The following is a 26,206-nucleotide window of genomic DNA, read 5'->3' on the forward strand; positions in this document are numbered from 1 at the left end:
ATGGAGTATTCAATTTGTATAAGAACACTTGGAACAGCAGGTGAAAAGTACGAAAAGCTTATAAAAAGTATAGGAAATCTTAATATAAAGCCAAAAGAAGTTATTGTAGTAATTCCTAAAGGGTATGAAATACCAAATATTAAGGCCGATAATCAGAGAATTGTATATTCTGAAAAAGGAATGTTACTTCAAAGAATAGTAGGTTATGAAGAAGCAAAGACAGAATATGTATTATTACTTGATGATGATATTGAATTTGAAGCAAATTTAATTGATGAATTAAATCTTCCGATAATAGAAGGAAAGTGTAGTATTACTTTTCCTATATATAAAGATTTATTATTACAAGGTGGAATAAGAAGTTTTATTTCTGCTGCTACACTATCATCTGTACCAGATAAGAAAAATAAAAATCAATTTGTGAAAATAATGTTATCTGGAGGTTCAAGATATAATAGCAATTTAGATAGTAGCAAAAAGTATTTATATAGTGAAAGTGCTCCAGGAATGTGTGTATTTGCAAGAAGAGAAGCTTTAATTAAAGCTAATTTAAGAGATGAGCTTTGGGTAGATAATGTTGGATATCCATTAAGGGAGGATGCAGCTTTAATATATAAATCTTTTTTAACTAATAATAAAATAATTGGAGTTCAAGGAATTAATATAACTCATTTAGATGGAGGCAGTAGTGAAAATAATAGAAATTTAAAAGCCGCTTATGCAAATACATATAACCAGATTTTATTTTGGAAGAGATTTGTTTATTCTAATAGTAAAAATAAAGTTAATAAATTTAAATCAAATATAGCAATAAGATATTGGGCTGTTGCTACATTTATATATTTAACAATTAAAGTTATTTTAAGTAGAGATATAGAATTATATAAAAAATCAGTTAGTGGTATAAAAAATGGGTTTAGAGATATAAAAAATAAGCAGGAGGAAATATGGCAAGTATAGATACTCTAAAGAAAGTTGCGAAGATAAGCAAGTATATAGGTTTTACTTCTTTTTGCTACTTTTTAAATAGAAATAGGAAAAGAACTATAGCATATCATAATGTCATACCAGATAAGTACTGGGATGATTCTATACATTTAGCACATTCAATGAAAGAGAGTAGCTTTAGAAAGCAAATAAATATAATAAAAAATAGATTCAAAGTCGATTTAGATATATATAATCCTAAAACATTAACATTAACATTTGATGATGGATATTTAAATCAATACACAGTAGCAAGTAAAATATTAGATGAGAATGAGATTACAGGTTACTTTTTTTGTGCAGCTGATTTAATTAACAATGGAAAAACTTTAGATATGGATATGCTGCAATATTGGATAAGCTATGTTCCTTATGGAATTTACAATATTGAAGAACTAGGTTTAAGTTTAAATATAAGAAATGAAGAATCAAGAAAAAGTGAATGGCAAAAGATATCAGATAAATTAGATGAAGGCATTAAATTATGTAATATGAAAAATATATTAGATAATATATACAAGTTTGAAGAATTAAGAAATTATAAGAATCATGAGCAAATGTATAAAATAAGATTTAGTTCAATAGATATGGAAAGCATAAATAAAATGAAAGAAAATGGTCACAAAATAGGGGCACATACAGCAAAACATTTAAAATTATCAGAATTAAGTAAGTTTGAGCTCAGAGAAGATATAAATATTTGCAAATATAATATAGAAAAGATATATAATACAAAAATATTTTGCTATCCATACGGAAGCCAAAAGGATATTTCAGAGGAAGTTATTGAAGAGCTTAAGAAAAATAATTTTACAAATTCATTTGCATATAGCAATGGTCCACTAAGGGGAATGGATTATAATGATTACTTTATGCCAAGGATGTTTATTCCAGATACTGATGATAAAGATTTGATAAATTTTGTTTTGTCAGGAGCAAAACATTTTGTTAGCTTTAGAAAATTATTACCTAAATTAGGAGATGAAGCTTGTGGAAACGAAAGTAAGTATAGTAGTGCCAGTATATAATGCTGAGAATTATATAGCGAAGTGTATTGATTCAATTTTAGATAGTACTCTAAAAGAAATTGAAGTAATTTTAATAAATGATGGATCAAAAGATAGCAGTGGAAAAATTATAGACGAATATGTTAAAAAGGATTCTAGAATTAAAGTTATTCATCAAAAAAATAGTGGTCCAGCAGTTACTAGAAATAAAGGTATTAAAATAGCTAAAGGAAATTATGTTGGATTTGTTGATAGTGATGATACTATAGAGAAAAATATGTTTTATGAATTATATAATTTAGCGAATAAAAAAGAAGTCGAAGTGGCAATGTGCGGATATAATGAAATAAATACTAGAGATAATAGTAAATTTATTGTTACAACGAACTTAGAGAATAATAAAGTTTATAATAAAGATGAAATAAAAGATAATATAATAAAAACTTTTACTAAAAGCAAAAATTATGGTTTCTTTTCTTTGTGTAATAAAATTTATTTAAGAGAATGGATATTAGATAAAAATATATTAATGGATGAAAAAAGATTTCATGGTGAAGACTGGCTATTCAACATAAATGTATTTTTAAATTTAAATTCCTTTATATGCACAGACAAAATTTTATATAATTACATTCATGTAAATAATGAAAGCTTAATGGTTAAGTATAGGGAAAATCAGTTTGATTTATTTTTAGATGGAAGACTAAAAGTTTTAGAGTTAATACCAAATGAATTAATTGATTATGAAAATTTCAATAGAAATTTTGTAATAGAGTTTTCATCATACATTCTAAATACGTACAAAAACGTTAAGGATAATAAAAAAAGAAGAGAATTATTAAAAAATGTTATTAATAATAATGAAGTTCTAAAAGCATCTAAAGAAGCCAGTGGATTGCCAATACATTTTAAAACAACAACATTCTTTATAAGAAATAATATGAAATGGTTAGCTTTACCTACATATAAATTTATGAGTATGTTAATAAATTAAGCTTATAAAGGAGAAGTATATGAAAGTAAGTGTGATTATTCCTGTATATAATAGTGAAAAGTATTTAGATAGATGCTTAAATTCTTTAATAAAACAATCATATTCAGATATAGAAGTAATTATAATTGATAATGGATCTAAAGATAATAGTATTAATATAATAAAAGAATATTCTAAAAATGATAATAGAATTAAGATGTATACTTGCAATACTAGTGGGGCATCATCGGCTAGAAATTTAGGTTTAAATAATGCAAGTGGAGAATATGCATTATTTGTTGATTCTGATGATTATATAAGTGAAGATTATGTAGAGAAAATGATTAGCTATGTAAAAAGTAAAAAGACTATGGTTTTATGTAACAATCAAGAAATATGGGAAGATAGAATTGATGAAAGACAGCTATTTGAAAATGTAGATGATGAAATATTATCTAAAGAAGAAGTAATTAAAGAAATAGCTAGTGGTAAGGCAGGATTGGTATGTAGTAAGCTTATTGATTTAAGTATAGTAAAGGAAAATAATATACAGTTTGATACTAATGTAAAGTTAAGTGAAGATTTATTGTTCTTTTTAGAAATAGCTAAATATACCGAAGAGTTTATTCATATAAATGAAAGTTTATATTTTTATGACAGAAGAAATGAAAATAGTATAACTAGAAGATATTTAGAAAATGCATGGGAAAATCAGATATATGTATTAAATAAAGTTGAGCAGATATTATCACAGCTAAATATTAAGGAAGAGGATAAAGATTTAATATTATGTAACAAACTGAAAAATTGTATTAATTTTTCTATTATAAATGAGTTAGATGATATTAATTTCAAGAATTTTAAACATAAGGTAAGAAATATTAAAGAAATACTAAATAAAAAAATAAATGTGGAAAAAATTGAGAAAAAGAGTTATAATAGTTTTCAAGAGAGAGTAATATTATCGGGAATAAAAGCTTATAGCAAGAGCATGTGGATTATCCAATTGCTTTTTATTTTTAAAGTTTTAATTCCAATAAAATACAAAATTGAAACTATAAGGTAGGTGAGAAAGTGAAACCTTTAGTAAGTGTAATAGTACCTGTATATAATGTTGAAAAATATCTTAATAAATGTGTTGATTCAATAATAAATCAAACTTTAAAAGATATTGAAATAATATTAGTGAATGATGGTTCAACTGATAACTGTCCATCAATTATTGATGAATATGCTAAAAGTGATAATAGAATAATAGCCATACATAAAGAAAATGGAGGACAAGGCTCTGCTAGAAATGCAGGATTAGATATTGCTAGGGGAGAGTATATAGGATTCGTTGATTCAGATGACTGGATAGATTTAAATATGTATGAAGAGCTATACGAATCTTTGCTTAATAATAATGCAGATATAGCTATATGTAGTAGACAGGTTTATTATGAAGATTACTCTATAAAATATAGTATTAAGGTAAACAATCATGTGTATAAAAATATAGATAAGAATATTATAAATTATATTACAAGTGATATGATTTATCCTAATGCCTTACTGGTTACTAATAAATTATATAAAGCAAAATTAATTAAATATAAATTGATAAATTTTGAAAATATTAAAGAAATTGGGAGTGAAGATACTTTATTTAATTATAAATTATTATTAGATACTAAAAAAATAGTATCTAATAATAAAGTAAACTATAATCAATTATTCAGAAATGGATCTACAATGAGAACCTATAATAAGGGATATCTACTAAGGTTATCTAACTTAATAGATAAAATTATTGAGATATCTGATGATTATAGAGTGGCAACGATTTTTTATATTCATTTTATGGGTAGATATTCAAAACTTATAATAGAATTTTCAAAGAATAAACAAAAAGATTTGATTTATGAATATAAAGATGCAATGGAGAAAAAGACATTTATAGAATGTACTAAAAATGTTTTAGTTAATAAAGATAAAATACTAAATAAACTAGGGTATAGGAGTAATGGAATAATAATAATGAAAATTAAAGCATTATTATTGCTACTTAGATGTTATGGTATAAGAGCAAAATTAGAGCAAATGATTTAAAAGAGGTGAATGAAAGTGAATATAGTTATAGCAGGTACTGGATATGTTGGATTAGTTACAGGAGCATGTCTTTCAGAAATAGGACATAAAGTAACGTGTATAGATATAGATTAAAAAAAAGTTGAAATAATGAAACAAGGAATTTCACCTATATATGAACCAGGGCTAGATGAATTATTAAGTAAAAATTATAAAAAAGGTAGATTAAATTTTACAAGTGATTATAAGAATGCATATAAAAATGCAGATATTATTTTTATTGGTGTTGGAACCCCTGAAAGAGAAGATGGATCTGCTAATTTAGATTATGTGTTTAGTGTATGTAAACAGATTGCAAATAATATAAAAAATGATTGTTTAGTCGTAGTGAAATCAACAGTACCAATTGGAACTAATGATAAAGTAGAAGAGTTTTTAAAAGAGAATTTGATTAATGATGTGAATGTTGAAGTTGCATCAAATCCAGAATTCTTATCTCAAGGAACAGCAGTAACAGATACGTTATATGCATCAAGAATAGTTATAGGTGTAGAGTCAAAAAATGCCGAAAATATATTAAGACAAGTATACGAAAAATTTGGACAACCTATAATAGTTACAAATAGAAGAAGTGCTGAAATGATTAAATATGCCTCTAATGACTTTTTAGCTTTAAAGATTTCATTCATAAATGAAATGGCAAATTTTTGTGAAATAGTTGGAGCAGATATCCAGGAAGTTGCAAGAGGGATGAGTTATGACTCAAGAATAGGAAGTAAATTTTTAAATGCTGGTTTAGGCTACGGTGGTTCTTGTTTTCCTAAAGATACAAAAGCTCTTCATTGGCTATCAAATGATCATGGATATGAGATTAAAACTATTAAAGCAGCCATTGAAGTAAATGAAAATCAGAAGTTTAAACTTTTTAGGAAAGCAAAGCAACTCTTTGGATCTTTGAAAGGAAAGAGAGTAGCTATACTTGGATTGACTTTTAAACCAGGAACTGATGATTTAAGAGAAGCACCGTCAATACCTAATATAAGGAGACTATTAGATGAAGGATGTGAGGTTATTGCATATGACCCGATTGGAATTAATAATTTTAAGAAATTGTTTGGAGATAAGATTTTATATGCAGATACAATTAGGGATTCATTAATAAATTCTGATATGGTTTTTATTTTTACAGAATGGAAAGAAATAAAAGAGTTCGATTTATTTGAATATGTGAATTTAATGAATACACCAATAGTATTTGATGGAAGGAATTGCTATAGTATTTCTCAGGTAAAAAATTATAATATTAACTATTATTCTATAGGAAGAGAAGAAGTATTAAACCTTGAAAAGGCTGATGTTACTATAACTGTATAAGAAGATAATTATAGAATAAATTTTAAAGAGGGTTTTATGAGAATTATTAAATATGGAATTGATATTAGTAAAATAATATTATGCAAAGCAATTTCAATTGTAATGAAAGTTAATAGGAATAATAGAGATATATGGTTAATTGGGGAACGAAAAGATGAAGCAAAGGATAATGGATACCATCTATTTAAATATGTAAGAGAAAAACATCCAGAACAGAAAATATATTATGTAATAGACAAAAATTCAAATGACATTAGGAAAATAGAAAAATATAATAATATAATATATCATGGAACATTTAAACATTATTTATATTACGTATTAGCAACAAAATTAATTTGTGCACATCAATCAAGTACTATACCAGATTCTCCTGTTTGTTGGAAATTGGGACAATATGGATTTTTAAAAAAGAAAAAAATATATATAAAACATGGAATAATAAAGGAAAAAATAAAGTCTCATATGTATGAAAACACTAAATTTGATATGATAATTTGTGGTGCAAAACCAGAATATGATTTTGTTAAATCTGAATTGGGATATCCAGAAGAAAATGTTAAATATTTAGGATTATGTAGATTTGATAATTTACATAATTTCAAAGTTAAAAATCAAATATTGGTTATGCCAACATGGAGAGCTTGGTTTGGTAGTACATGGGGTAAAGAAAGTGATGATGATTTCTTAAAGTCAGAGTATTTTAAAAACTATGAGGATTTAATTACAAGTAGAGAGCTAGAGAAATATTTAAAAAAAAATGGTGTAAATTTAATATTCTATCCTCATTATGAAATGCAAAGATACTTGAAATATTTTACTACCAATAGTGAGCGAATAATTATTGCAGATTCAAAACAATATGATGTTCAGACCTTATTGAAGGAATCTAAATTGTTAATTACAGATTATTCAAGTATAGCTTTTGATTTTGCTTATATGAAAAAGCCTATTATATATTATCAATTTGACAAGGATGAATATGATAAAAGGCATTATTCAAAAGGATATTTCGATTATAAAAGAGATGGGTTTGGTCCTGTAACTAGCAATGTAGATGAACTTGTTAGAAATATAAAAGTAATAGATAATGAAGAAAAATATATATATAAGGTTAGTAAATTTTTTGAAATTTATGATAACCAAAATTGTATGAGAACATATAAGGAAGTATGCAGCTTATAAATAAATATGCTGTATTATAGTTGAGGATTAATTATGAGAACAAAAAATTCAATGATAAATATGTTAATAAGCATACTTGCTCAAATTGTAACAGTGCTTTTAGGATTTGTATCTAGAAAAGTTTTTATTAATAGTTTAGGAACTGAGTATTTAGGTCTAAATGGCTTTCTGACAAATGTTTTGTCATTGTTAGGATTAGTAGAAGGTGGAATAGGAACAAGTATAGTTTATAATCTATATAAACCATTGGCGGATAGAGATGAAGAAAAAGTTATAGCATTAGTACAATTATATAAAAAGTTGTATTTTTATATAGCCATAGGAGTTATGGCATTAAGTTTATGTTTATATCCATTTTTAGGAGCATTTATTAAAGATGGAGAGAACTTATCGTATGTTCCACTTGTATATTTTATATTTGTGGCAAGAAATGTTATTAGTTATTTTAATGCACATAAATGGTCTTTAATAAATGCTGACCAAAAAGGATATTTATTAGCTCGTGTTAGTATAATATTTAATATAGTAACAACAATTACAAAAATAGTAGTATTAAAAAGTACTAACAATTATATATTATTTTTAGTTATTGATATATTAATTTTTACAATACAAAATATTTATAATGGAAGAATTGTTGTTAAAAGATATCCGTATATAAATACAAAGAAAAAATATAAGGTTGATAAAGATATTGAAGATAACTTAGTTACAAATGTAAAGGCTTTATTTTGGCATAATATAGGGGGGTACTGTGTATATGGTACTGATAATATACTAATTTCTTCATTAATAAGCATTAAAACTGTAGGATTATATTCAAATTATACAATGATAATAGATCAGTTAGGTAATTTGGTGAATCCTATTATTAATTCTATTGGAGATAGCGTTGGGAATCTAATTGCTAGTGAAGATTCAGACAAAAGTTATATAGTATTTAAAGTGGCATACTTAGTTAATTTCTGGGTTTACTCATTTGCTGTAATATTTCTATATAATTTAGTTGAACCATTCATTACTTGGTACTTTGGCAAGGGATTATTATTAGATAGGCTAACTTTTATAGTGGTATTAATAAATTTTTATATTAAGGGATTAAGGGGAAGTATAGCAATATTCAAAAACAAAGGTGGAATTTTTACTCAAGATAAGTATATCCCAATTATTGAATCAATAATTAACTTAGGAGCATCATTAATATTAGTTAAATATTTAGGATTAGCAGGAGTATTTATTGGAACTACTATAAGCTCGATAGCAATTCCACTTTGGAATAGACCAAGATTAGTTTATAAATATATATTTAATAAGGATTTTAAAGAATATATGCATAGATATGTGGTTTACGCTTTGCTAACTTTAGCAACGGGAATTTTTACAAGTTACTTTGCTTCATTATTTAGTCAAATAACTTTTTTAACTTTAGTTATTAGGGGAATGATATGTGTAATAATTCCTAATAGTATTTATTTAGCTGTTTTTTATAAGACAGAAGAATTTAAATACTTATTAGGAATAATAAATCCAATTATAATAAAAGCAAAAAGTAAATTTAACACTGTATCAAATAATGTATAGAGGTTATTTAGAAAATGGATAGGTATTTAAGTAATAAAATAAAAAATATATCATTAGTTTTGACTTTTTTAGTTGTAATTTTACATGCATATAATTTAGAAGATTCAGAAACTGTTTTATCAATAAACTTTCTTATTCAAAATGTTATTTCATATGGAATATGTACGATAGCGGTGCCTATGTTTTTCATGATATCAGGATATCTATTCTTTTATAAGTTTAACCCAACATTACAGGAATGGATTAATAAATATAAGAAAAGATTTAAATCATTAATGATTCCATTTGTGATATGGTGTGTAGGATGGATGGTAGTTTTATATTTAGTTCAGTTAACTCCGTTTGGACAAACTTTTTTTAGTAATATGATTGTGAGTAAATTTACTTTGAAGCAATTATTTGACTATACATTTAAATATCCAATTCCCTTTCAATTATGGTATATATCAGATTTAATAAAATTAGTTATAATATCACCAGTTATTTATTATATAATTAAATTAATAGGGAAAATATATGCTCCAATAATAATAGTATTATGGTTTATTAATATTGTTAAATTTCCAGTAACATTTTTCTCTTTAGGATGCTACTTAGCTATATACTATTCTAAATTAGATTTTAAAGTAAAAAAAAGTATAACAATATTTATTATGATAGAATTTCTTTTAATGTGTTTAATTAGAAGTTTAATTCCAGTTACAATGGTTAATGTTTCAGAAATAATATTAAATATAATAAGAATTATTGGGATATTAAGTATATGGTTTGGATATGATTTATTAAACAAAAATGAAAGTAATATATTTAGATTTTCAGAGTATGGGATATTTGTATACTTTTTTCATGAACCACTTCAAAGTTTTTTGTATAGAATTATTTTTAAGTTTATGAGTAGGTCGAATTTAACTGAAATTATTTTATATATAATTATACCGATTATAACTATAAGTATATGTATTATTACAGGAATAATATTGAAAAGATATTCACAAAAAATATATTATATTTTAACTGGAGGACGATAGGAATTTATTATGAAAATTGCATTTTTTACTATTAATATAGACCAGATAGGCGGAATTGAGTCAGTTATAACAAGTTTATCTAATTATTTTATTAATAAGTTAAATTATCAGGTTGACGTTATATCTTTATTTGGAAAGGAAAAAGATATAATGAACAGAAAACTAACAGAAAAAGTAAATAGAATATATCTGAATATGGATTATTTAGAAGAAAAAGATAGATTTAGCCAATTGATAAATTCTTATAAATATGGAAAACAACTAAAAGAATATTTAGGTAATATACAGTATGATTTTATAATAGGAACTCATTTTAATACTAATATGATTTGTATATTAAATAAGAAGGATATTAAAGGAAAAATAATAGGAAGTGAACACTCAGAATATTATCAAGCTGGAAGATTAACTAGACTAATTAGAGCGCTTTATTATAGAAAATTAGATAAATTCATAGTGTTAACTAATGAACAAAAAGAGTTATATGGACGATATTTAAAAAATGTAAAGGTAATTAATAATCCAATATCATTTAAAAGTAATGAAATATCGAATTGTGAAAATAAAAGAATTATAACAGCTGGAAGACTATCACATGAAAAAGGATTTGACAGAATAATAGATATATTTAGTGTAATTTCAAAAAAATATAGCGATTGGGTTTTAGATATATTTGGAGAAGGACAACAGAAAGAATTATTACAGAAAAAGATAAAAGATTACAACTTAGAAGATAAAATAAGAATTTTGCCTTTTACAAATGATATAAAACAAGAGTTTTTAAAATCAGGTATATACGTGTTACCATCTAGAAATGAAGCATTTTCATTAGTATTATTAGAAGCAATGGAATGTGGTTTGCCTTCAGTTAGTTTTGACACATCTGGACCAAAAGAAATAATAACAAATAATGTTGATGGGATTATTATAAAAAATGATGATCTTAACAAATTTATAGAAGAATTGGAACAGGTAATTATGGATATAGATATTAGAAAAAAGTATGGGAGAGAGGCTAAGAAACAAGTAAAGAGGTTTTATATAGAAAATATAGCTAAAGAGTGGAATGGTTTATTTGAAGAAGTATTATTTTAGAATATTGGAGTGGATAATATAATGATAATTAGATTTATATGATTATGTATAGCAGCATCATATAATATTAATTTAGGATATAAATTTGTTTTGTTTACTTTGAAAATTAGAAAGAGTATTATTGAAATCAAACAAAATTAAAATGGAATATTATTACTAGAAAGCTATTCAAAAATAAAAGTTAGAATAGCTTTTATTAATTTATTTGTTAATTAAGGAGTGAAGGTTTTGAGAATAAAAAAAAGATATATATTAATAATAGGAATTATAGTAATAGCAGCATTGTGGGCTAAGAGTAAGGTTAATTTTGCAAGTGAAAATGTTGATTATATAATAGAACTTGATAGATTTGGGATTGAAAATAATAATTCTAATGCTACGCAAACTACAGAAGGAATAAATAAAGCATTAGAATATGCTAAAAACGAAGGATATGAAACAGTAAAATTACCAGAAGGTCATTATGCAATAGATACTTCGGTTATAAATTCAATAGTTTTATCAGATGGAGAAAATGAATGGACACATAGCAGACAAGGTATTGTTATGCAAAGTGATATAGAACTAATATTAACAGATGTAATATTAGAAATGATTCCAACAGATGATCCGTATTATTCTATTTTCACTATAAGTAACTGTGATAATAGTAAAGTTACTGGAGGAACTATATTAGGAGATAGGGAAGAACATAATTATGGAATGAGAATAAATAATGATGGTAATGAATTAGAATCAGGAAGCATTGATGATAATACAGGACTTCCAATTGATGATGATACGAAAGTTAGAACAAAAGATTTTATTGATAATTTTAATGGACAGAGTTTTCCAGAGAACTTTGTATTATCAGTATTAGAAAATACAACTAGAAATACTGTTGATGGAGGCGTTAGATATATTTATTGTTATGATGAGAATGAAAAGTATTTAGGTATGGCAGAAGGAGGGAATGGATTTTTATCAAGGACAATATTGTTACCTAATACATCTAAAATTAAGGTTGCTTTTAAAGATGAAACGAGATTAGATGCAAAATACTATATGACTACAGAAGATATATATCCTACCCATGAATTTGGTACAGGTATAACTATTACTGATTCAAACAACATTGAAATAAATGGTGTAACGATAAAAAATACCATAGGAGATTGTATAGGGACTATAGCTCCACCTATAAATGTAACAGTTGATAATTTAAATATTATAGACTGTACCTTAGAAAATGCAAGGAGACAAGGTATATCTTTTGTTGCTACAGGAGAAAATTATTTAATTAAAGGTTGTAATATAGGAAGAATAAATGGAACAGACCCGCAATGTGGAATAGATATAGAACATTATGATTATGTTAAAAATGTCGTTATTGAAGAAAGTAATTTTTATGATAATAAAAAATGGGACATAATTAATTATAATGGATGGGATATAGAGATTAAAAACTCAAATTTCACAGGAGGAATAGGTTCAACTTATGGATATAATATGGATATCCATGATAATAAATTTGTTTATAGTGATGAAGAATGGTTAGATAAAACCTTTAAAGGTACACTTTTTGCTCTAAATACTGATAATAAAGAAGGGTATTTTAAAATTTATAATAATGAAATAGAGGGCTATAATGCAGCCGGTGGAAACAGAACATCTACTTTGAGTAAATCAGAGTTTAAAAATAATATTGTAAAAAATAGCATTATGGTTATTGGAGTTAATGCAGAAGGAAATTATTATGAAGATTCAACTGTAAGATATAGTTTATATGATTATGAGTATAAAGATGAAAGGTTTTTAAATTGCATTATAGGTGGAGAAAACAATGGAGATAATAGTCGAATAAGATATTACACTAATTTTGAAATGAATAATTGTGAATTTATGAGTGGAAGTCCGACAATTAAAGATACTGTTCTTACTAACTGTAAAATATACAATAGTGATAAGAGCTTCTGTAAGATATGGAGTGGAAAGTATACATTAAATAATTGTGAAATAACAACAGAATATACAACTAATATTCCATTTATAGAAAGCCAAGGAGTAGATGCAACTTATAATAATTGTAATATGAATTTATCAGCAACTCCATTTGTTGGATTAAATTATGGTAATTTTGTGATGAAAAACTCTACTATTAAATTTAATGATAGTTATAAAGGAAATGATGAAAAGATAGATTTCTTTACTAATGTTTATGGGACAAGTAATTTTGAAAACAATAGTTTTGATACAAGCTTAATTAATAGAACTATAATTTTGCCAAATTAAGTTATTACTAATTAAGATAAAATTATATTAATAAGGGAAGAGGGATAATGGAGGGAAATAGGAATAAAAGATAATATTAAATTACGGCCTAAAAACAACTATTATCCAAAGAATATATTTATTAAATTAATAGTAAGAGTTTTGTATTTTTTAGAATCTTACCGTATCTACAGAAATCGTTCTTAAGATGATAAAATAGATTTTATAAAATCTACGTTTAATTAAGTAAGAAAAAATAGATTAAGTGATTCATTAGAAGAAGAGCACATTAAAAAGAATAAAATAAATTTTAAAAGAAAACATTGCAATAATATGCAGTGTTTTTTATTTACTCCTTTTTATTATCATCAAAACTTATATCCTTAGAAATCATTGAAGGAGTTAAACCGCAAAACTCATCATCTTCATTATTTTCATAATCTTTTAAATAGTTTTCTTTAGTAAGCTCTGCCAAGTTATATGAATGAGTATATGAATCCTGATCATTATATTTAAAGTAAGCCCAATTATTATAAAATTTTATTACTTCAATTATGTCGTCTTTAATTAGTATACCTAATGGTTTAGAGATTAATTTAGGTTTGTCCGTAATAAGTGCAAAGGTTGTTGTAACTTTGTATAGAGACATAACGGGTTCCTCCTTAGTTTTTTTATTTATCAAATATAATTTTTTTAATACATAATATGAGGAAATGTTATCTAATGTTACTGTGGGATTTAGTGAATATCAATTACATGTTTAGACGAATTTGTTGATTATATTAATAAATATGTAAATTATGATGATAGAGAATTGATGACAAACAGGATTGGAAGAATAACTGGGAAGTTTAAGGATTTAGCTTTAGAGGAAGACATTTGTGTAGTATTAGTAGCTCAAGCCAATAGAGGTGTAGATAAAAAAAGTGGGGAAATACTTCTAGATAGATTAAGTACAAGTGATATTCAAGACAGTGTTAGGATTGAACAAGATAGTGACCAAGTCATTGGATTATATAGAGATTTAAAGCTTGATGATAAAGCTTATAGAGATTTTATGCTTAAAAAAGGTAAGATAGATTATTATTCAATGGATGCGGATAAAAATCCTAACTGCATAAATGCTATTATAATGAAAAATAGACACGGGGAAATAGGAACTAGTGCGTTGAAGTGGGAAGGTAAATGTTCAATGGTAAGTAATTTTTAATGATATTAAATAGAAAGAAAATTAGGAAGTTGTTAGATTTGGGTATGGTAATTATATATCCAAATCTTTTTTTATATCAGTATTTAGTAACTAAAAATTTAATTGAAAGAGTTATAAGCTTATAAATAAAAAATGTAGAAATATGACTTATTGAAAACAATGTAAATGAATAAAAAAACTGGTATAATATGTAAATAAGAGTTATGTATGGTATGGGGGGGAAAGTATGAATAATACACAAAAACAAATCATATACATGTTAAGTGCGGCAATTAGAAAGAAAAATGTTAAGTTTAGAAGTGATGAAAAGATAAATTGGAATGAAGTATTAGAAGAATCAGAAGCTCATAAAGTAACACCGCTTATATATTCAAGCATAAATAGAGCAGAAGCATTAAATATAATGGATGAAAGTACATTAAATACATTAAAAAAGAATGTATTTAAATCTAGTATTACACAGTCATCACATATAAAAAATGTAGCTTCAGTTCTAGAAAGGTTTAATAATGCAGGAATTCCTATAATAGTTTTAAAGGGGTTAGTGGTTAGAGATTATTATCCAATACCTGACCTTAGAACTATGTGTGATGCAGATGTACTTGTTCATGAAGAGGATTTAGAAAAAGTAAGCGCTCTTATGATTTCTTTGGGCTTTAATCAAATTAAGGAAAAGGATGATCATGGCGCACATATAGTTTTTTATAAAGGTAGTACTGTGTTTGAAGTTCATTGGACTTTAATAAATGATAGGTTCTTCAAAGGCGATAAGTCATTCGAAGACAAACTATGGGATGATGCTATGGATGTTACTGTTGGTGGAGTAAAAACTAAATCACTTTCATTAGAAGATTTAGCAGTTCATTTATGTACACATATGGCAGTTCACCTTGCTTATAGTGGATTTGGAGTAAGACAATTAACAGATTTAGTAGTATTAGTTGAGAAAAAAGGTCACTTGATAGATTGGAAAGCATTCTTAAATAAATCAAAGGAATGTGGAGTATATACTTTTGCTATAGCTATTTTTAATATATGTAACAGGCTATTTGATATGGAAATGCCTAAAGAGATAAAAGGTGAAAAGAATATAAAAAATAAATATATTGAACAGCTTATACAAGATATATTTGATAGTGGAGTTCATGGTAAGAAGAGCAATGATAGAGTTTTTGCAGCAGAATTTGCATTTGATCAGGGAGAAGGTGCAGCAGATGGAAGTGTAAGCATAATTAAAAAGTTCATGAAATTATTATTTCCACCAATAAGACAAATGAGCGATAAATATAACTACGCAAAGAAATTTATACTTTTAGCTCCAATAGCTTGGATACATCACTTAATAGAGGGTATTTTAAATAAGGACTATAATTTTAGCAGTAAGATGAAGATGGCTACATCAACTGTATCTGTAGCTAATAAGAGGAATAAATTACTAAAAGAATTAGAATTATAAAATTTAGTGAATGAGAGGTTAATAATGGAAGATATACAAAATCAGTTTGTAAGGATACTTTCAGATTCACTTAAAGAAGAAAAACCTAGTATATATACAGATATTAAATGGGAACAAGTATTAGAGTTAATAGAGAGGTATAAAGTAGAAGGAATAGTATACGAAAATATAAAAAATAATGATTTGACAACAATAGTATCAGAAGAGATACTAAATAGATTAAAAATAAAGGTAAATCTAATTGAGGAAGACCAAAAGAAAGTTATAGTACAACTAGATAAAATATCAAAAGCTTTTAATAATAATGAGATTTCATTTATTGTTTTAGGAAATCTAGCTACTAAAGAATTATATTATTATCCAGAAATGAGAGAATGTAATAAGATTGAACTGCTAATCCAAGAGGAAGATACTGAAAGTGTTAAAGCATTGTTGTTTGCATCAAATTATAAAATATTAGAAGAAAATAAAGATGAATATAAAATTACTTTTATTGACGATAAAGAAAGTGAATTAATTATTTATTATCATTTATGCAATAAAAATGACGAAAATAAAGAATTAATCATATATGAAAGAACGGTATGGAAAAGAGCTATAAAATTAGAATTAGGACAAACTGAAGTACTTTCTTTAGATTATGAAGATTTTGCTGTAAGACTATGTATGCAGATAGAAGATAATATATATAAGGGCACAAATGATTTTAAAGAACTATGTGATTTAGCCATGTTAGTGCAAATTAAAGGTAAATTAGTAAATTGGGATAGCTTTTTAATGAAAGCTGGAATGTATGGAGCAGAAAAATCTAGTTTAATAATATTTATATTATGTAACAAGCTTCTTAAAGTAGATATTCCAAAAGACTTTGATATTAAAAAGATAAATAATAAAAAATATGTTGATGCGTTAATAAATGAAATATTTAATGATAGTTTTAATAAAGAAAGTAAGGAAGAAATAGCAGCTATGGTTTGCACAGATAAAGAGATAGAAGAAAGCAATAATTTAATTATAAAGTATGTAATGAAAACAATAAATAAAACTAAAGAGTGGATAAACGAATTAAATTCCCCAGTAACTAGAGAAAAACTATTAGAATGGATGGAAATATAGGTGTGAATAAATATTCACAGATCAAAAGTAGACTATGTCGAATCCAGAAGACTGCTAAGCAGTGACTAGGATAGTGTGCTTTGCTACAATTAAAAGAGTATAAAATTGGTAAAAAAGCTGCGATTTTTTGTAGCTTTTCCTGTTATAAAAATAATAAATAATATTAGGACTAGGAGAAATATAATGAAGATAAGTAAAAATAAAAAAATAATTATTTTAGCAATGATAGTTTTAATAGCTATTATATTAGTTGCTAATTTAGGAAATTTTCTTATAGTAAATGATGAATTGCATAAAGCAGATGCAATAGTAGTATTTAGTGGAGATAATGGTCCAAGAACAGAGAAAGGTGTTGAACTTTTAAAAGAAGGATTAGGAGATTACTTAATATTATCAGGCGGAATAGTTTATGATGATGTAACTATGGCAGAGCTTATGAAAAATCATGCCATTAAACTAGGGGTTCCAAAAGAAAAGATACTAATAGATGACAAAGCATCAACAACACATGAAAATGCTGAATTTACTAAGGAAATTATAGAAGAAAATAACTTTAAATCAATAATAGTAGTTACTTCAGAATACCATTCAAGAAGATCAAAATTAGCTATGGAAAAAGTCTTAAAAAATACTTCAATAGATGGACAACAGGTTAAAGTTATGATTGCTCACGCAACAGAAGAAAAGTTTACAACAAAATGGTGGACAAGTGGAAATAGTATATTGATTCTTATAAGTGAGTATTTAAAACTTATGGGATATTGGACAAAAGGTTATATATAAGAAGCTTTAATAGAAGAATTAATTATATTTAAAAAATATAAAAAATATTAAGTTTTAAAATCTATAAGAAATGAATAAATGTGAATATATGTAGAAATAAAAAGGAATTTATGATATAAAAATACAAGAAAGTATTTACAAATTATGGTAAAATATAAATACCGGTTGATCAACGGAATTAAAACTTACTAACTACTTTACGGTACCAAAATTAGAGTATGGGGTGGTTTTAAAAAAATTTTGTTTATAGATAGGAGGGAATAATAATGAAAAAGAATTGGAATAATCCAGAATTAAAGAATTTATCATTAAGATGTACTAGTAGCGAGGGATGTCCTTATGAAAATGAAGTAAATGCTACACCATCAACTTTACTTCCAGAAATTATTTGGGGAGATGGTAAGTTAGGATGTACTCATTGGAATAATGATTTAAAAGGATGCGAACACCCTAATTACGGAATAAAAAGAATATGTTGGCCATGCCCTCCAGTTAAGGTTTGTCCACCAACAAATCCATCATAATTGATTTAAAATTGTAAATTTAAGGTTAATTATTTAAAACTTAGCCTGTCAACAATATATTGACAGGTGTTATTCTTTATATTTAAATATGTGAAATATTGTTGTTACAAATCATTAAATGGTAAAGAGTAAAATTAATAAATAATTTTTTATAGATCTTTAAAGGGGTTTTGATTGAAGAGAAATTAAAGTATAAACATTATTTTACATAATATGAAAAACAAGAATATAATAAAGTGTTAAAAGAAAATAAGATTAGAGAGTTAGAAAATTTAAGATGAAAAAGAATTGGAATAATCCATAATTAAATAATACTGAAGAAGGAAAAGTATTAGCAACGGCAATAGAAGAAAAGAAACATGGAAGTGATATCATCATAAACCAGAAAATCCATGTCAAGACAAACCATTAGTTAAACCAGTACAATCAATAGCTGGATTAGAGGAGGGGAATCCAATACAAACATTCCTTAAAACTTGGTTATATTAAATATCAATTTACCACTTTAAATGGCATATTGATATTTGAAAAAATGATATATATAACAAAGGTATATTTAATTTAAGTGAGGGGTACTATGTACAATTATATAGTTTACGGATTAAAGATTAAATCAGATATTGAAATTAAAGAGTTTATGAAAAATGAAGATGAAAATAATGACATAAATATTGTTTTAGGACAAACATCTCAGGATATTAAGGATATGATATGTGAAGGAATACGAAGTTTTTATTCTAAGACAAAAATATGGTTCCATATAGATAATATTGCTACCTATTACATAACTGATGGTAAAACTATATTAGTTGAGCCTTGTGAAAATCCAGATGAAACATTACTTAGAGTTTATTTAATGTGTAGCTGTTTAGGTTTTATAATGCTTCAAAGAGAACAAGTAGCGATTCATGGAGGAGTTATAAACATTGACGGTAATGCTGTAATATTTACAGGGGATAGAGGTGCAGGTAAATCAACTTTAACAACAGCTTTAAGAAATAAGGGATATCAATTTATTTCTGATGATGTAGCTGCTACTTATTTTGATAAAGTACCTTATGTGTATCCAGGTTTTCCATATCAAAAGTTATGTGATGATGCTATGGATAGTCTTGGATATAAGAGAGAAGGGTTATCAACAATCAATGGAGAAGATAAGGTAAAATATGTAGTTCCAGCTTTTGATAGTTTTTATGATAAATCAGCTCCGTTAACATCAATAGTTAAGCTAGAGGTAGGAGATGTTGATAAGGTAACTATAGATAAAGTAATAGGTCAAGAAAAGTTAATATTAATAATGAAGAATGTATATAGGCAAGAATTTTTAGGATTTATGGGAGGTATGACTCCTGTATTTATAAAAAAATGCATTGATATTGCAAAAAATATAACATGTTATAAGGTTACAAGACCTAAAGAAGGTTTTACAGTAAATGAACAAATAAATCTTATTGAAGATACTTTTATTAATATAGAAGAAAAAGCAATTTAATTAATATGAGAGGATGGATTAGATATGAATTTTAAATTAGTAAAGGAAATAGAATTAGAAACTAAAATAAGTAAAAATTTTGATATTGATGATACAGATCTTGATGGAGAAAAGGTAATGATGAACCTTGATAAAGGACAATATTTTATGATGAATGAAGTAGGAAGTAGAATATGGGAAATTATCGAAACTCCAATACACGTTAAGGGAATAGTTGAAAAACTACGTGAAGAATATGATGTTGATGAACAAACATGCACTGACAAGGTTTTAGAATTCTTAAAAAGTTTAAATGAGGCTGATTTAATAAAAGTGAGTTAATGTTTAAATAATGGAATCAACGTTGTTAATACAGTTGATTTTCTACATATAAAATTTGTAAATATATGGAGAAAACATATGAATAAAGTAAAAATATTATTAAAAAAGTGCAGGACATTTATAAATTTAGATAGTAAATTGAAAATTGAATATGGTAAGGCTTTTATATATACAGGTTGTGCCAGAGCATTTATTCTTTTTGTTCCTTTTAATAAGCTTAGAAAGCGTATGGGGAAGGTCAAGGAAGAATCACCAGAAGAAGTAGATAAAAATATATATAAAGAAGCAGTAGATGTATCAGAGATTGTAAGTATAGTTTCAAGACATACGCCATGGGAGAGTAAATGCTTGGTGCAAGCACTCACTGCTCAAAAGTTATTAAAAGAAAAAGAAATATCTACAACACTTTACCTGGGTGTAAAAAAAGATAGGAATAACAATATGCTGGCGCACGCATGGCTAAGGTGTGGAGAATATTATGTAACTGGCGGAACTAACAAAGATGGATATGCTGTTGTAGCTAAGTTTGCTAATTAGTAATTAAATTATGAAAATATAAAGAGAGTTTATATGGAAGAGAATAAAATGAAATATTATTACAAAGTTTATGGATTAAATATAGAGTCAGAAATTAAAATACAAGAACTCGTTATTTTAAATGATGAAAATAAAGCTAATATAGATGTAACTATATATATTGATAAGATGCCGGAAAGTATAAATACTGCAAAGAATCAAGGAATACTAGAAGGTTTTAGAAAAAATGAAATGTGGTTCTATATTAAGGGTATTGCAACATATTATATAAGAAATGGACAAGAGATAGTAGTTGAGCCATATAGAGATATTGAAGATCATTATATAAAAACATATATACTTGGAAGTGCCTTTGGATTGTTGCTAATACAAAAAAATATTGTGGCGATTCATGGAGGAGCAGTAGTATTTAATGATAAAGCTATAATCTGCACAGGGGACACTGGAGCAGGTAAATCTACATTAACTTCAGCATTAAGACTAAATGGAGCAAAGCTTGTAGCAGATGATGTTTCAGCTATAGATATAAAGGATGAAATTATGGTTTATCCAGCATATCCACAACAAAAGCTATGCGGAGATGCAGTAAGAAAGCTTGGATATGATACAGGGAATTTTATAAGAATAGATGAAGGAAGAGATAAATATGCAATTCCATCAAAATCAGATTTTATAAATAAACCTATAAAATTATCAGCAATATTTGAAATTATGGTAGGAGATGTTGAAGACGTTGAAATAAAAGAACTTAGAGGCTCAGAAAAGATGAATACTATAATGAAAAATATATATAGAGGATATGTAAATCAATTAGCAGGTTTAGATAGAGAATATTTAAAAAAATGCTTAAAGGTAACTAAAGATATTAATGTATATAGAATGATTAGACCAAAAGATAAATTCATAGTTAATGAACAAATAGAAATCATAAAAGAAAAATTATTTAAAGAATATAGTAAATGTATTTCATTATAAGTATTAAACTTTAAGTACTTATAATTGATATAAAAATTATTGAATTTATGGAGGTAATAATAATGAAAAAATGGAATAATCCAAAGTTAATGATTTTAGGAGTAGAAAATACTAAAGAAGGTGTATGTGATTGTGGTGCAACTATTTATAGAACACCAAACAATGAGCATTATTGTCATAGAGATAATCTTTGGCATCGAAATAACTGTACCAGCTTACAACAAGGACATTTCCAAAGTGGTAGCAACTGCCCAACAGGAGGAAATCATGAGTGGGCAGGACAAGCTCACAAATCAAATTGTTGCTGTGGAACAAAGGTATCAAATCCATCATAATTAGAAGCTAAAATAGTGTAATACATCTTAGATTAATAGCTTTGTCAGCTATGATTTTAGATGTATTTTTTATAGTAGAAAGTATAAAAATTTTGACTTTTAAATTATGTAATATCTATAGTTTAAAGAAGATATTAGAATTGTTTTAAAAGAATCTCTGAAATTTCAGAGATTTTTATTTTATAAATTAATATTTAATGTATAACACGAATATATATAATAACTCTACTAAAGAAAATAGTGACATTTACTGTTTTAAAGAATATGGAGTTGATATATTTTTCATTTAATAAAATTATGTGAATTAGCTACAAAATATGTATTTGAAAACTATGGTAGCAGGATTGTGTCTGTTAAAGATATTAATATAAATAACTATAAAAATTAGTTTGATGTTATGCTAAAAGAAGGGTTAATAAAGCTATGAGATAAATTGAATAAACCTATTTTATATAAATATTCAAAAGAACAAATAGATATGGAAGAGTTTTATGTAATTGATAAAAACACTATATATGTTTTAAAATGTTAGTATTTAATTACCCAGTGGGCCAAGAAAATTTCCATATGTAAAATTAGTTGTAAATTAGAATATGAAAAAGCCGATAAATAGTTTAACTTTACATTAAAGATATTTATTGGCCTTTTATTATTTTATAGAAATTATTACTTTTATGATTAGACCATTTCACTTGCAACTTCTAAAATACTTTCTCTGCTGACTTCATTGATGTATCCTTTTTTGAGCTTAATAATTCTATTACATATATTAAGAGCTGAAGGTCTATGAGTTATTATTATGCAGGTTGGCTTATCTTCTAGTGACCTTATTGATTTTAGTACGCTTACTTCTGTTTCAGGGTCTAGAGCTGATGTGGCTTCATCTAATATTAATATTGGTCTCTTTCTTAAGAATGACCTTGCTATAGCAATTCTTTGAGCTTGTCCTTCTGATACACCAATGCCTCTCTCACCAACAAGTGTTTGAAGTCCATCTTCAAGCTCATCAATAAAGTCTAGTACACAAGCATTTTTTAAAGCTTGTCTCATTTCATCAATTGTTGCATCTGGATTACCATATCTAAGGTTGTCTTCAATAGTTCCTGAGAATAAGGTATTACCTTGAGGAACATAAGAAATCAACTCTCTGTAATCTCTAGTAAGTTCTTTACTGATATCTCCTTCAGTAAGTAAAACTTTACCACTTGTTGGGCTAATAAGTGCTAATATCATTCTTATAATTGTTGTTTTTCCTTCACCTGATGGACCTACAAAGGCTATTGTTTCTCCTGATTCTATAGTCAAGTTTATATCATTTATTATAGTAGTATTTTCTTTATACCCAAAAGAAACATTCTCAAATATAATATCAGGATTAGAAAATTCATTTGAAGCGTTAATTTTTGATACTTTTTCAAGTGGAATAGCTTCTATTTCCATAAGTCTTTCAGTAGCTGCAATAGTTGATATTAGTCCAGGTATCATACTAGCTAATGATGAGAATGGAGATTGTACCTTATTGTATAATTGAAGCATACCTGTAAATGTACCGTAGGTAGTTACCCCTTTAGCTATATTTAAAACTCCCCATCCAAAGATTGTGAAGTAAGCTAATGATGAGCAGAAGCTCATTGACATTGAAGTCATAACTGAAAGTTTAGTATTTTTCATACCTATTTTATATTTTTCATTTTGTATTCCTATTAATTTGTTAAGGTTTATATTTTCCATACAGAAGGTTTTTACAATCATAATGTTTTGTATTGATTCTTGCATAAATGATCTGTATTTAACATCTATTTCTTGTGATTCTTTATAAAGAGCTTTTAGCTTACTACTAAAAATTCTACCTATTAATATTAAGAATGGTCCGATAAATACTGCAGCTAATGCTATGGATGGAGCCCAATTAATAAGTGTATAAAAAGATCCAACTAAGGTTATAGTTAAGGATACAAGACTAGGGATTGTCCCAAGCAATGCAGAACTAATATTTCCTACATCAGATGTTACTCTTGTAAGTAAGCTAACAGAGTGAAATTTACTTTGTTCAAGCCAATCTGAATATTCTATATGTTTATATATTTTTCTTTGTATACCTTGGTTTAACTTCATAGATGAATGAGTACTCATAAATGATGTTACTGGACTTGATAACATTGAAAATAAACTTATACAAACCATAATAACTAACCATTTAATAACTTCTTGACTATTTCCGCCAATAGCTGAATCTATAAGTGATTTTGAAACAACTACATTATATATTCCTATAATTGCAAAGATAGCATTAACTATTATTGAAAATATTAAATAAGGTATTACAGGTTTTGCGTGAGAAAGTATCCATTTAATTTTTATCCAAAGTTCTTTTGTCGGTTTAAGCTTTTTTAAGTTTTCCATCAATATGCCTCCGTTTTTATGAAATTTTTCTGTAGTTAATGAATATATATTGAATTTCACAAAACTATTTAGAAAAATATTTAAAATATGTAATAATATGGTATCATAAAGAAGTGAGTTCTTCAAGGGAAACTATGAAAACAACAATTTTATATAAAGATTAAGAAAATAAGGAGATGATTAAAGTAAGAATTAAAGTTATTGTTTTAATATCAATAGTTGCACTTACTGCAGGAATTATTATTTATAATATTTATAATAATAATCAAATAAGTGTTGTTACAGAAGAGATTAAAATAGAGAACTTACCAGAAGAATTTGATGGATTTACTATTTTACAATTAGCAGATCTTCATAGTAAAAGCTTTGGAGAAAATCAAGAAGATCTTATAAATATAATTAATGAACAGAATTTTGATATGATAGCTATTTGTGGTGATATGCAAGATAATGATGAAGAAGGATATGAGATTTTTATTACATTATTAGAAGGGATTAATAATAAGGAGTATGTTTTTTATACACCTGGAAATCATGGACCATTTCCTTTTGAAAATGATATTGGTTTTACTAATTTTTTAAGTAGTGACTTTAATGGAAGACATAGAAGAGTATATAATAATGAAAAAACTTTAAGTGAAGCAGGGGAGAGACTTAAAAGTTTAGGAGTTAAACTTCTAAATGAAGCATATGAAATAAAAAGAGGAGATAGTTCTCTTTGGGTATCAGAGCTTTTGTATAAGGAACAATTAGATGTAATAACTAATAATGAATATGATAATAATGCTATAAACATAGCTGTAACTCATTATCCAATGGAAAGTGTATTTGATGATGAGAACTATAGGCAACACTTATCACAATACGAACTGGTATTGGCAGCACATTATCATGGTGGACAGTGGAGAATACCAGGGATAGGAGCGTTGTTTATACCAGATATAAATAAAGCAGCATATTTTCCATCACAAGATAGAGTAAGTGGGCTAACAGAAGTAGGGGGAATAAGACAATATGTAACAAGGGGATTAGGAGCAGGAGGAACCTATGAATTTATGCGATTTAGATTTTTTAACAGGCCTGAAATTAACTTGATTACATTAATAAAAAATTATGATAAAGAATAAAAGTAAAATGGCAAGTCAAAGATATAAATAATCTTTAACTTGCCATTTGCTTTTTTTATAATTAGAGAAGATATTTATTATTTGAATTAATTAAAATCTTTTATTTTGCTTAGCATGCTCTTCTATTTTCTTTTCATCAGTATAACTATAAGCAGATGTTGGGTTGTTTACATTGCTCATAGAAGTAGGAAATTTAATTCCAGCAGATGTTATAGTTCCATCAGTTCTATTTTGTTTATTATTTGATTTTGCCAATAGAGACACCTCCATATTTTTAATCTGACGATTACCAATTATAGTTTGTAATCTGTCATCTGTTATTCTTAACTTATCATTTGAAATTTGTAACTAGCATATTGTCATTTTTAATTTGTTAC

24 protein-coding genes and 1 pseudogene are annotated in these 26,206 nt (G+C 26.2%); 22 read left to right on the forward strand and 3 right to left on the reverse strand.

All coding sequences use genetic code 11. The annotated features are described in order from the left end of the window. The 11 genes and pseudogenes from ARA56_RS09530 to ARA56_RS09580 all read left to right on the forward strand — a co-directional run bounded on the left by ARA56_RS09530 (position 1) and on the right by ARA56_RS09580 (position 13,571). Complete coding sequence (locus ARA56_RS09530; protein WP_055266096.1) at positions 1 to 960, forward strand: glycosyltransferase family protein; 960 nt, start codon at positions 1 to 3, stop codon at positions 958 to 960. Beyond that, complete coding sequence (locus ARA56_RS09535; RefSeq protein ID WP_055266098.1) at positions 948 to 2,015, forward strand: polysaccharide deacetylase family protein; 1,068 nt, start codon at positions 948 to 950, stop codon at positions 2,013 to 2,015. The genes ARA56_RS09530 and ARA56_RS09535 overlap by 13 nt, the downstream gene beginning before the upstream one ends. Next, complete coding sequence (locus ARA56_RS09540) at positions 1,978 to 2,988, forward strand: glycosyltransferase (RefSeq protein WP_055266100.1); 1,011 nt, start codon at positions 1,978 to 1,980, stop codon at positions 2,986 to 2,988. The genes ARA56_RS09535 and ARA56_RS09540 overlap by 38 nt, the downstream gene beginning before the upstream one ends. Positions 2,989 to 3,007: 19 nt before the next feature. Then, positions 3,008 to 4,033 carry a glycosyltransferase family 2 protein gene (locus ARA56_RS09545; RefSeq protein ID WP_055266102.1) on the forward strand — a complete coding sequence of 342 codons (1,026 nt, stop codon included), beginning with the start codon at positions 3,008 to 3,010 and terminating at the stop codon, positions 4,031 to 4,033. 8 nt (positions 4,034 to 4,041) lie between these two features. After that, entirely contained in the window at positions 4,042 to 5,058 is a 1,017-nt protein-coding gene (locus tag ARA56_RS09550; RefSeq protein ID WP_055266104.1) for a glycosyltransferase family 2 protein, read from the forward strand. Between the two features lie 15 nt (positions 5,059 to 5,073). Further along, positions 5,074 to 6,411 (forward strand): annotated as a pseudogene (locus tag ARA56_RS09555) (UDP-glucose dehydrogenase family protein). 36 nt (positions 6,412 to 6,447) lie between these two features. Next, positions 6,448 to 7,596 (forward strand): CDP-glycerol glycerophosphotransferase family protein, encoded by a 1,149-nt coding sequence (locus tag ARA56_RS09560; protein ID WP_055266106.1) that lies wholly within the window; start codon positions 6,448 to 6,450, stop codon positions 7,594 to 7,596. A gap of 33 nt (positions 7,597 to 7,629) precedes the next feature. Then, on the forward strand, positions 7,630 to 9,177 hold the full coding sequence (locus ARA56_RS09565; protein WP_055266108.1) for a lipopolysaccharide biosynthesis protein: 1,548 nt from the start codon (positions 7,630 to 7,632) through the stop codon (positions 9,175 to 9,177). Positions 9,178 to 9,191: 14 nt separating this feature from the next. Further along, complete coding sequence (locus tag ARA56_RS09570) at positions 9,192 to 10,205, forward strand: acyltransferase family protein (protein WP_055266110.1); 1,014 nt, start codon at positions 9,192 to 9,194, stop codon at positions 10,203 to 10,205. A gap of 9 nt (positions 10,206 to 10,214) precedes the next feature. Continuing rightward, entirely contained in the window at positions 10,215 to 11,300 is a 1,086-nt protein-coding gene (locus tag ARA56_RS09575) for a glycosyltransferase family 4 protein (protein WP_055266112.1), read from the forward strand. A 228-nt stretch (positions 11,301 to 11,528) separates the two neighbouring features. Beyond that, the gene (locus ARA56_RS09580) at positions 11,529 to 13,571 is read left to right on the forward strand and encodes a right-handed parallel beta-helix repeat-containing protein (protein ID WP_055266114.1); all 2,043 of its coding nucleotides are present in this window, start codon (positions 11,529 to 11,531) and stop codon (positions 13,569 to 13,571) included. Between the two features lie 328 nt (positions 13,572 to 13,899). Here the strand turns inward: ARA56_RS09580 and ARA56_RS09585 are convergent, their stop codons facing one another. Further along, positions 13,900 to 14,199, reverse strand: coding sequence for a hypothetical protein (locus ARA56_RS09585; RefSeq protein WP_055266116.1), 300 nt, complete (start codon positions 14,197 to 14,199; stop codon positions 13,900 to 13,902). Between the two features lie 132 nt (positions 14,200 to 14,331). Between ARA56_RS09585 and ARA56_RS09590 the strand changes: the two genes are divergently transcribed. The 10 genes from ARA56_RS09590 (at position 14,332) to ARA56_RS09635 (ending at position 22,299) form a co-directional block, all read left to right on the forward strand. Next, complete coding sequence (locus ARA56_RS09590; RefSeq protein ID WP_278336516.1) at positions 14,332 to 14,760, forward strand: DnaB-like helicase C-terminal domain-containing protein; 429 nt, start codon at positions 14,332 to 14,334, stop codon at positions 14,758 to 14,760. 226 nt (positions 14,761 to 14,986) lie between these two features. Continuing rightward, positions 14,987 to 16,216: a nucleotidyltransferase domain-containing protein gene (locus ARA56_RS09595; RefSeq protein WP_055266120.1), complete on the forward strand. Its 1,230-nt coding sequence runs from the start codon at positions 14,987 to 14,989 to the stop codon at positions 16,214 to 16,216. A 24-nt stretch (positions 16,217 to 16,240) separates the two neighbouring features. Then, positions 16,241 to 17,332 (forward strand): nucleotidyltransferase domain-containing protein, encoded by a 1,092-nt coding sequence (locus ARA56_RS09600; protein ID WP_055266122.1) that lies wholly within the window; start codon positions 16,241 to 16,243, stop codon positions 17,330 to 17,332. A gap of 183 nt (positions 17,333 to 17,515) precedes the next feature. After that, positions 17,516 to 18,115, forward strand: a complete 600-nt coding sequence (locus tag ARA56_RS09605) for a YdcF family protein (protein WP_055266124.1) — start codon at positions 17,516 to 17,518, stop codon at positions 18,113 to 18,115. Between the two features lie 266 nt (positions 18,116 to 18,381). Beyond that, a complete protein-coding gene (locus tag ARA56_RS09610) occupies positions 18,382 to 18,639 on the forward strand; it encodes a hypothetical protein (protein WP_055266126.1) in 258 nt (85 codons plus the stop codon). A 577-nt stretch (positions 18,640 to 19,216) separates the two neighbouring features. Next, positions 19,217 to 20,131, forward strand: coding sequence for a phosphoenolpyruvate carboxykinase (ATP) (locus ARA56_RS09615; RefSeq protein WP_055266128.1), 915 nt, complete (start codon positions 19,217 to 19,219; stop codon positions 20,129 to 20,131). 24 nt (positions 20,132 to 20,155) lie between these two features. Further along, positions 20,156 to 20,452: a lasso peptide biosynthesis PqqD family chaperone gene (locus tag ARA56_RS09620; RefSeq protein WP_070205683.1), complete on the forward strand. Its 297-nt coding sequence runs from the start codon at positions 20,156 to 20,158 to the stop codon at positions 20,450 to 20,452. A gap of 78 nt (positions 20,453 to 20,530) precedes the next feature. After that, on the forward strand, positions 20,531 to 20,989 hold the full coding sequence (locus ARA56_RS09625; protein ID WP_055266131.1) for a lasso peptide biosynthesis B2 protein: 459 nt from the start codon (positions 20,531 to 20,533) through the stop codon (positions 20,987 to 20,989). Between the two features lie 33 nt (positions 20,990 to 21,022). Continuing rightward, positions 21,023 to 21,964, forward strand: a complete 942-nt coding sequence (locus ARA56_RS09630; protein WP_055266133.1) for a hypothetical protein — start codon at positions 21,023 to 21,025, stop codon at positions 21,962 to 21,964. Between the two features lie 62 nt (positions 21,965 to 22,026). Then, positions 22,027 to 22,299 carry a hypothetical protein gene (locus ARA56_RS09635; RefSeq protein WP_055266135.1) on the forward strand — a complete coding sequence of 91 codons (273 nt, stop codon included), beginning with the start codon at positions 22,027 to 22,029 and terminating at the stop codon, positions 22,297 to 22,299. Positions 22,300 to 22,977: 678 nt separating this feature from the next. Here the strand turns inward: ARA56_RS09635 and ARA56_RS09640 are convergent. Beyond that, on the reverse strand, positions 22,978 to 24,702 hold the full coding sequence (locus ARA56_RS09640) for an ABC transporter ATP-binding protein (protein WP_055266137.1): 1,725 nt from the start codon (positions 24,700 to 24,702) through the stop codon (positions 22,978 to 22,980). Positions 24,703 to 24,878: 176 nt separating this feature from the next. On the opposite strand from ARA56_RS09640, the gene ARA56_RS09645 reads away from it, so the two are divergent. After that, the gene (locus ARA56_RS09645; RefSeq protein WP_055266139.1) at positions 24,879 to 25,829 is read left to right on the forward strand and encodes a metallophosphoesterase; all 951 of its coding nucleotides are present in this window, start codon (positions 24,879 to 24,881) and stop codon (positions 25,827 to 25,829) included. Positions 25,830 to 25,919: 90 nt separating this feature from the next. On the opposite strand, the gene ARA56_RS16670 is transcribed toward ARA56_RS09645, so the two are convergent. Further along, positions 25,920 to 26,084, reverse strand: a complete 165-nt coding sequence (locus ARA56_RS16670; protein ID WP_156334262.1) for a hypothetical protein — start codon at positions 26,082 to 26,084, stop codon at positions 25,920 to 25,922. Positions 26,085 to 26,206 lie beyond the last annotated feature (122 nt).

This window comes from Clostridium disporicum (assembly GCF_001405015.1).
In the GTDB taxonomy this organism is placed as follows: Bacteria; Bacillota; Clostridia; order Clostridiales; family Clostridiaceae; genus Clostridium; species Clostridium disporicum_B.

Coding starts and splice junctions, on each gene's coding strand:
- ARA56_RS09530 (WP_055266096.1), top strand. CDS start 1: ATGGAGTATTCAATTTGTATAAGAACACTTGGAACAGCAGGTGAAAAG.
- ARA56_RS09535 (WP_055266098.1), top strand. CDS start 948: ATGGCAAGTATAGATACTCTAAAGAAAGTTGCGAAGATAAGCAAGTAT.
- ARA56_RS09545 (WP_055266102.1), top strand. CDS start 3,008: ATGAAAGTAAGTGTGATTATTCCTGTATATAATAGTGAAAAGTATTTA.
- ARA56_RS09560 (WP_055266106.1), top strand. CDS start 6,448: ATGAGAATTATTAAATATGGAATTGATATTAGTAAAATAATATTATGC.
- ARA56_RS09565 (WP_055266108.1), top strand. CDS start 7,630: ATGAGAACAAAAAATTCAATGATAAATATGTTAATAAGCATACTTGCT.
- ARA56_RS09570 (WP_055266110.1), top strand. CDS start 9,192: ATGGATAGGTATTTAAGTAATAAAATAAAAAATATATCATTAGTTTTG.
- ARA56_RS09575 (WP_055266112.1), top strand. CDS start 10,215: ATGAAAATTGCATTTTTTACTATTAATATAGACCAGATAGGCGGAATT.
- ARA56_RS09585 (WP_055266116.1), bottom strand. CDS start 14,199: ATGTCTCTATACAAAGTTACAACAACCTTTGCACTTATTACGGACAAA.
- ARA56_RS09595 (WP_055266120.1), top strand. CDS start 14,987: ATGAATAATACACAAAAACAAATCATATACATGTTAAGTGCGGCAATT.
- ARA56_RS09600 (WP_055266122.1), top strand. CDS start 16,241: ATGGAAGATATACAAAATCAGTTTGTAAGGATACTTTCAGATTCACTT.
- ARA56_RS09605 (WP_055266124.1), top strand. CDS start 17,516: ATGAAGATAAGTAAAAATAAAAAAATAATTATTTTAGCAATGATAGTT.
- ARA56_RS09610 (WP_055266126.1), top strand. CDS start 18,382: ATGAAAAAGAATTGGAATAATCCAGAATTAAAGAATTTATCATTAAGA.
- ARA56_RS09615 (WP_055266128.1), top strand. CDS start 19,217: ATGTACAATTATATAGTTTACGGATTAAAGATTAAATCAGATATTGAA.
- ARA56_RS09620 (WP_070205683.1), top strand. CDS start 20,156: ATGAATTTTAAATTAGTAAAGGAAATAGAATTAGAAACTAAAATAAGT.
- ARA56_RS09625 (WP_055266131.1), top strand. CDS start 20,531: ATGAATAAAGTAAAAATATTATTAAAAAAGTGCAGGACATTTATAAAT.
- ARA56_RS09630 (WP_055266133.1), top strand. CDS start 21,023: ATGGAAGAGAATAAAATGAAATATTATTACAAAGTTTATGGATTAAAT.
- ARA56_RS09635 (WP_055266135.1), top strand. CDS start 22,027: ATGAAAAAATGGAATAATCCAAAGTTAATGATTTTAGGAGTAGAAAAT.
- ARA56_RS09640 (WP_055266137.1), bottom strand. CDS start 24,702: ATGGAAAACTTAAAAAAGCTTAAACCGACAAAAGAACTTTGGATAAAA.
- ARA56_RS09645 (WP_055266139.1), top strand. CDS start 24,879: ATGATTAAAGTAAGAATTAAAGTTATTGTTTTAATATCAATAGTTGCA.